Consider the following 6,744-nt stretch of genomic DNA (forward strand, 5'->3'; position numbering starts at 1 on the left):
TTGACTGTGGCGGAAAGTGGGGTAGTGTGGCGGCCGGTGGGGCGAACGGGGGTCCCATCGCCGGTCCGGTCCCTGTCCGGGGTCCTGGTTCGGGTTGGAGGTGGGCGTGAGGTGTTCCTCGGCACGCACACCCCCAAGCTGGACGACAAGGGCCGGCTGACGCTGCCGGCGAAGTTTCGGGACGCGCTCGCAGGGGGTCTCATGGTCACCAAGGGCCAGGACCACTGCCTCTACGTGTTCCCACGCGCGGAGTTCGAGCAGATGGCCCGCAAGGTGGCGGAGGCTCCCCTGACCAATGAGGCGGTCCGGGCATACCAGCGCTACCTGTTCGCGGGCACCGACGAACAGCGGCCCGACAGCCAGGGGCGCGTCTCCATCGTCCCCGAACTGCGCCGCTACGCCGGACTGGCCAAGGACTGCGTGGTGATCGGCGCGATCACCCGCCTGGAGATCTGGGACGCGCAGGCCTGGCAGCGCTACCTGGACGAGCACGAGGACGACTACGCGCAGGCCCGGGAGGAGGTTCTCCCCGGACTGTTCTGAGAAATGGGTCATGACCGACCCGGGTGCCGTTTGGCCTCGGTCCGCTCGGCTATCGGCCCTGGCGCACCTTCCCCGGCGCCAGGTTCGACGGGCGGGCGGGGACCTGACTGCATCCGATTCCGGTTCGACCCGGCCACCGACCTGAGAGAGGGGAGTGAGCGGCAACCGCGTGTGGAAGGGGGTTGGCCGTGACCGACATGTCCGACCAGCCGAGGGCGAAGCACGTGCCCGTCCTGCTCGACCGCATCGTGGAGCTGTTCGCCCCCGCGTTGTCCGGCAAGCCCGCCGTGATGGTGGACTGCACGCTCGGACTCGGCGGCCACTCGCACGCGCTGCTGTCCGCCTACCCGGAACTCACCGTGATCGGGTTGGACCGCGACCCCGAGGCCCTCGCCCTGGCCGGGCGACGCCTGGCCGGGTTCGGCGACCGGGTGCGTTACGTGCATGCCGTCTACGACGAGTTGCCGACGGTGTTGGTTCAGCTTGGCGTGGCTGAAGTGAACGGTGTTCTGTTCGACCTCGGCGTCTCCTCGCTCCAGCTGGACGTGGCCGAGCGCGGTTTCGCCTACTCCAAGGACGCCCCGCTCGACATGCGGATGGACCCGACCACGGGCCAGACCGCCGCCGACATCCTGAACAGCTACGCCTTTCCCGACCTGGCCCGCATCCTGCGCGAGTACGGCGAGGAGAAGTTCGCCGGCAAGATCGCCAAGGCGATCATCGCCGAGCGCGACAAGGAGCCGTTCACCACCAGCCCGCGCCTGGTGCAGCTGCTGCACGACGTCATGCCGGCGGCCAGCAAGCGCACCGGCGGGCACCCGGCCAAGCGCACTTTCCAGGCCCTGCGCATCGAGGTCAACGGCGAGCTGGAGGTGCTGCGCCGCGCCGTGCCGGCCGCGCTGTCGGTCCTGGCCGTCGGCGGCCGCATCGTCGTCGAGTCGTACCACTCGCTGGAGGACCGGCTGGTCAAGCGGGCGCTGACGGACCTGTCCGTGTCCACCAGCCCGCTGGACCTGCCGGTGGAGCTGCCCGGGCACAGCCCGGAGCTGAAGCTGGTCACCCGCGGCGCGGAGATGGCCGGCGAGCAGGAGATCGCCGACAACCCACGGTCGGCGTCCGTGCGGCTGCGTGCCGCGGAACGGATCCGGAGGGCGTCATGAGCGCACCCGCACGGGTGGGCGCGCCGGCGCCCCGCACCCGCACCGCGCGTCGCAGCAGCGAGCGCAAGATCGAGCGCGAGCCGGAGCAGCCCGGGACCAGGGCCACCCGCGGCCGGACCACCGCCGCCCAGCGCGCCTACGCCCGCAAGGCCAGCCGCAAGAAGCGCTGGCTGCGGCTGTCGCCGTCCGGGCTGCCCAAGCTGGCCCCGCGCACGCCGTTCGTGCTGCTGGTGATGGCCCTGCTGGCGGCCGGCGTGCTGGCCACCCTGTTCCTGTCCATCTCCGCGGTCTCCGACTCGTACCGCCTCGAGGACGCCAAGAAGAAGACCACCGACCTGACCAGCCGGGTCGAGCAGCTCAAGGCCGACGTGGCCAAGGGCGAGTCGCCCGAGGTGCTCTACGACGAGGCCCGCAAGCTCGGCATGGTGCCGGCCCCGGACCCGGCCCGGATCAAGGTCAACCAGGACGGCTCGGTCAGCGTCACCGGCAGCGCCGTGGCCGCCACCACGACCACCACGCCGCCGCCCTCGTCCTCCACGTCCTCGCCGCCGCCCTCGGGCCAGGCGACCTCGGGGACCAGTCAGCCGCCAGCCTCAGGGGGAGGCCACTAGATGCCCGCCAACCGCACCGCCGGCGGACGTCCGGCCACCCGGCCGCGTCCCGTCGCCCGTGGCGGGCCCGCGCCGCGTCCGGCGGCCCGCAAGTCCAGCCGCGGGGCCGCCGCCGGCGTCGGCAACCACCCCCGGCGGATCGTGCTCAGCCGGATCCTCATGGTCGCCGTGCTGGTGATCGCCGCCGTGCGGCTGGTGCAGGTGCAGGGCGTGCAGGCCGACGAGCTGTCGGCCAAGGCCGAGCGGCAGCGGGCCACCCTGACCGTGCAGCAGGCGCTGCGCGGCCAGATCCTCGACCGCAACGGCACCCAGCTGGCGTTCAGCGTGGAGACACGGTCGCTGGCGATCAACCCCAGGGAACTGAAGAGCGACTGGGCCACGCACACCGCCGACTTCAAGGCGCTGGGCCTCGGCGACACGTACGAGCAGTACACCCAGGGCATGGCCGACTTCTTCCACCAGCAGCTCGGCGACCAGGCCAAGGCCGCCGACATGCTGACCAAGATCCGGGACGACAGCACCACGTACCAGCTGCTGGTCCGCGACGCCGACCCGGTCAAGGCCGGCGCCATCACCAAGCGCTACGCGTCCATCGCCCCGGCCGCGCGGCAGCAGCGGGTGTACCCGGACGGCACCGTGGCGTCCAACATCATCGGCTACGCCAACTGGCGTGAGGACGCCAAGACGCCGCAGGGCCTGATCGGGCTGGAGAACTCGTACGACGACACCCTCAAGGGCGTCAACGGCACCACCACCGTCGACACCGCCAACGGCAACGACAGCCTGGAGCTGCCCGGCACCGTGCGGGACAGCACGCCGGCCGTGCCCGGCTCCAACGTGCAGCTCACCCTGGACGCCGACGTGCAGTACCAGGCCCAGAAGATGCTGGACGCCTACAAGACCGCCAGCGGCGCCGCCGACGGGTCCATGGTCGTGATGGACTCCAAGACCGGCGAGGTCTACGCGCTGGCCGTCACCGACGGCTTCAACCCCAACAACTACGGCGACTACAAGCTGGACCAGCTCGGCAACGCCGCCGTCAGCACGCCGTACGAGCCGGGGTCGGTGAACAAGGTCGTCACCGCCGCCGGGGCCATCGAGTACGGCATCGAGCAGCCCGACTCCGTCGTGGACGTGGCGCCGTCGTTCAAGATGGCCGACCGCACCGTCACCGACGCGTGGGGGCACGGCCAGGTGCAGATGAGCTTCGCCGGCGTGATCGGCAAGTCCTCCAACATCGGCACCCTCGAGGTCGCGCAGAAGATCGGCCCCGACCGCTTCGTCGACCTGCTGACCAAGTTCGGGCTCGGCCAGAAGACCGGCATCGGCCTGCCCGGCGAGAGCGCCGGCATGGTGCCGCCGCGCAGCACCTGGTCCGGCTCCACCTTCGCCAACCTGCCCATCGGCCAGGGCCTGTCCATGACCCTGCTGCAGATGGCCGGCATGTACCAGGCCATCGCCAACGACGGCGTGCGCATGCCGCCCCGGATCATCAAGTCCGTCACCAAGCCCGACGGCACCGTGGTCAACGAGCCCCGGCCCGACCCCGTGCCCGTCGTCAGCCCCCAGACCGCCAGGACCGTGCGGGACATGATGCGGGCCGTCATGCAGAAGGACCCCAAGGACTCCCTGCAGAACGGCACCGGCTACCCCGCTGCCATCGCCGGCTACCAGCTGTCCGGCAAGACCGGCACCGCCCAGCAGCCCGACCCGGCGCTGGGCGGCAACTACAGCCAGACCAAGTACTGGATCACCTTCGCCGGCATCCTGCCCGCCGACAACCCCCGCCTGGTCGTCGGCATCATGCTCGACAAGCCCAAGTACGGCACCCAGCTCGGCTCCTCGGCGGCCCCCCTGTTCCACCAGTTCGGCACCTACCTGGTCCAGCACTTCCAGATCCCGATGTCCCCCACCGCCGCCCCCGTCGTGCAGCTCCAGCTGCCGTAGCTGCTTTCGCTGCCACATGCGCTTCCCACTTGCGTCCTGGTGCCACATAGGAAGCGCATGTGACACCAGGACGCCCGGTCAGCTGCCGTACGGTTCGTCGAGCGGGCGGCGGAGTTGGTCGATGACCGCCATGTTGATCTCGGCGAGCTCGCCGTCGGCCACATAGCGCTGGGTGCGGGCATGGCCGATGGATCGGACGAGGCCATGCTGTCGCATCCGTTGGAGGTCCCGAACGGACTGGTCGCGGGTCAGGTTCTCGTCCTTCGCGTAGGTGGCGCGGCGCAGCTCGCCGACGGCTGCGGCATACAACGCCGACACCATGCGCTCGTCGAGCTCGTGTTCCACGACGACGGCTTCCAGCGCGCTCCACAGCATCGAGGCGCGGTCGACCCGCCGCTGCACCGATTGCGCCTGCTGGTGGTGGGCTCGGAGGCAGAACCGCATCCACTGATGCGCGTCGGCGACCTCGGGCTCCCAGGTCGGGCGCGTGGTTTGCAGGGCGCGGTAGTAGTCCTGGGTATTGAGAGGATCGCCGAGCCACTCCTCGATCGAGGAGAACTCCGGGGCCAACATCTTGTCCTGCGCCAGCACGAGCGTGTGCAGGCAGCGGGACATTCGGCCGTTGCCGTCCCGCCAGGGGTGGATGCTCACCAGGTTGAGGTGGGCCATCGAGGCTCGGACCAGCGCCGGCGACTCCAGGTCGCCGTTGTTCAGCCAGTCGACCATCTCGGCCATCAGCCCGGGAACCAGGTCGGGGTCGGGGCCGGTGTAGGCAGGGGTCAGCGGGTCGCGCCCGGTGACCCAGATGTTGCCCTCGCGATAGCGGCCGGGCCATTTGCGCAGCTCGTACTTCTGGATCATGAAGTGCAGCGTGCTCAGCATCATCTCGTGGTAGCTGAAGTTCTTCATCTCGGCCGACTGCTGCACCCAGGTGAGCGCGTCGCAGTAGCCCTCCACCGCACGCCGGGTCTGGTCGTCCACATCGGCCGACATGTCCTGGCGCTCGACCAGCGCGGCGGCGTTCTCCGAGCTGACGTGGATGCCCTCGATGGAGTTGGAGCCCTGAATGGCGTTAGCGACGAGGCTGCGCCGGAGCTGCCCCTCCCACTTGCGGTGCTCTCGTACCTGAAAGCGCAGCTTCTGGCGGTATTCCTCGATCTCTTCGAGCACGCGCAGGTCATCAGCGTCGAGTTTGGGTGTCGCGATGAGCATGCCTTGATGCTACCAAAGACGTAGCATTGCAGGCTTGACGTCTGGGCTTATCGGGTGACAGGCGTCGGCTCCTTGACGGGGCGTCAGGTACGAAGGGATGCCGGGCGTGGGGAGGTGCGGATGGTCTGCGAGCAACAGTCGGCGCGGTATTCGGACGTGTTCGTCATCCGGGAGTTCCGTGCGGTGTTCGCGGCCCAGCTGCTGTCGGTGGTCGGGGACCAGTTCGCGCGGGTGGGGCTGTCGGTGCTGGTGTTCAACCGCACGCAGTCGCCCGGACTGACGGCGCTGGCCTACGCCCTGACGTACCTGCCGGACCTGTTCGCGGGGCCGCTGCTGGCGGGCATCGCCGACCGGTACCCGAGGCGCACGGTGATGGTGGCGACGGATTTGGCCCGCGCGGTGCTGGTGGCGCTCATGGCCTTGCCGGGGGTGCCGCTGACGCTGGTGTGCGGGCTGCTGGTGGGCGTGCACGCGCTGGGGGCGCCGTTCAGCGCGGCGAGGGCGGCGACGCTGGCCTCGATCCTCACGGGCGATCGGTACGTGCTGGGCACGGGTGCGGCGGACATGGTGGACCAGCTGGCGCAGGTGCTGGGCTTCGCGGTCGGCGGCCTGGTGATCGTGGGCCTCGGCGCGGACCGTGGCCTCCAGATCGACGCGGCGACGTTCCTGGTGTCGGCGGTGATCGTGCGGCTGGGCGTGCACGACCGCCCGGTGCCGGCGTTCCCGACCGTGCGCGACCCGGTACAGCCGTGGTGGCCGTCGCTGGTCACGGGAGCGGTGACGGTGTGGACGACACCGAAGCTGCGGGCCCTGGTGCTGCTGGCCTGTGTCGCCGGCTTCTACGTGACGATCGAGGCGCTGGCCGTCCCGTACTCGATGGACGTGACGGGCTCGGAGGGCGGCGTCGGACTGCTGCTGGCCGCCGGCCCGGCGGGCACGATCCTGGGCATGTGGGCGATCAGCCGGCTGCTGCCCGGCCGCCGCCTGAAACTGATCGGGCCGCTGGCCATGGCGGCCTGCTTCCCGTTGGCGCTGAGCGCCTTGCGCCCGTCCGTACCGGTGATGGTTGCCCTTCTGGTCGTGTCCGGTATCGGCTCCGCGTACCACATGGTGGCCCGGTCGGCCTTTGTCCAGTCGGTGCCCGATCACGGCCGTGGCCAGGCATTCGGGCTCGCCGTGACGGCGCTGCGCACCGCCCAGGGCACCGGCCTGCTGCTCGCGGGCGTGTGCGCGGAGGAGTTCGGCGCGCCGACGGTGTTGTCCGGTGCCGG

At 70.3% G+C, this 6,744-nt stretch carries 6 protein-coding genes; 5 read left to right on the forward strand and 1 reads right to left on the reverse strand.

Features of this window, described 5'->3' with window-relative positions:
- The first annotated feature begins 111 nt into the window (after window positions 1-111).
- The 4 genes from mraZ to KUTG_RS35440 all read left to right on the forward strand — a co-directional run bounded on the left by mraZ (window position 112) and on the right by KUTG_RS35440 (window position 4,261).
- A complete protein-coding gene (mraZ, locus tag KUTG_RS35425; protein ID WP_043723071.1) occupies window positions 112-543 on the forward strand; it encodes a division/cell wall cluster transcriptional repressor MraZ in 432 nt (143 codons plus the stop codon).
- A gap of 197 nt (window positions 544-740) precedes the next feature.
- Window positions 741-1,703 (forward strand): 16S rRNA (cytosine(1402)-N(4))-methyltransferase RsmH, encoded by a 963-nt coding sequence (gene rsmH / locus KUTG_RS35430; RefSeq protein ID WP_043723072.1) that lies wholly within the window; start codon window positions 741-743, stop codon window positions 1,701-1,703.
- The gene (locus tag KUTG_RS35435; RefSeq protein WP_157494975.1) at window positions 1,700-2,314 is read left to right on the forward strand and encodes a cell division protein FtsL; all 615 of its coding nucleotides are present in this window, start codon (window positions 1,700-1,702) and stop codon (window positions 2,312-2,314) included. The genes rsmH and KUTG_RS35435 overlap by 4 nt, the downstream gene beginning before the upstream one ends.
- On the forward strand, window positions 2,315-4,261 hold the full coding sequence (locus KUTG_RS35440; RefSeq protein WP_043723073.1) for a peptidoglycan D,D-transpeptidase FtsI family protein: 1,947 nt from the start codon (window positions 2,315-2,317) through the stop codon (window positions 4,259-4,261).
- Window positions 4,262-4,339: 78 nt separating this feature from the next.
- Here KUTG_RS35440 and KUTG_RS35445 read toward each other — a convergent pair whose 3' ends face one another.
- Window positions 4,340-5,473 carry a Fic family protein gene (locus KUTG_RS35445; RefSeq protein WP_043723075.1) on the reverse strand — a complete coding sequence of 378 codons (1,134 nt, stop codon included), beginning with the start codon at window positions 5,471-5,473 and terminating at the stop codon, window positions 4,340-4,342.
- A gap of 120 nt (window positions 5,474-5,593) precedes the next feature.
- On the opposite strand from KUTG_RS35445, the gene KUTG_RS62010 reads away from it, so the two are divergent.
- A partial coding sequence (locus KUTG_RS62010) for an MFS transporter (protein ID WP_043731760.1) occupies window positions 5,594-6,744 on the forward strand: 1,151 nt, incomplete at its 3' end.

Origin of the sequence: Kutzneria sp. 744, from assembly GCF_000568255.1 — a bacterium.
GTDB lineage: Bacteria > Actinomycetota > Actinomycetes > Mycobacteriales > Pseudonocardiaceae > Kutzneria.

Excerpts from the sequence above, each read along its gene's own strand:
- rsmH (WP_043723072.1), top strand. The coding sequence starts at position 741 with ATGTCCGACCAGCCGAGGGCGAAGCACGTGCCCGTCCTGCTCGACCGC.
- KUTG_RS35435 (WP_157494975.1), top strand. The coding sequence starts at position 1,700 with ATGAGCGCACCCGCACGGGTGGGCGCGCCGGCGCCCCGCACCCGCACC.
- KUTG_RS35440 (WP_043723073.1), top strand. The coding sequence starts at position 2,315 with ATGCCCGCCAACCGCACCGCCGGCGGACGTCCGGCCACCCGGCCGCGT.
- KUTG_RS35445 (WP_043723075.1), bottom strand. The coding sequence starts at position 5,473 with ATGCTCATCGCGACACCCAAACTCGACGCTGATGACCTGCGCGTGCTC.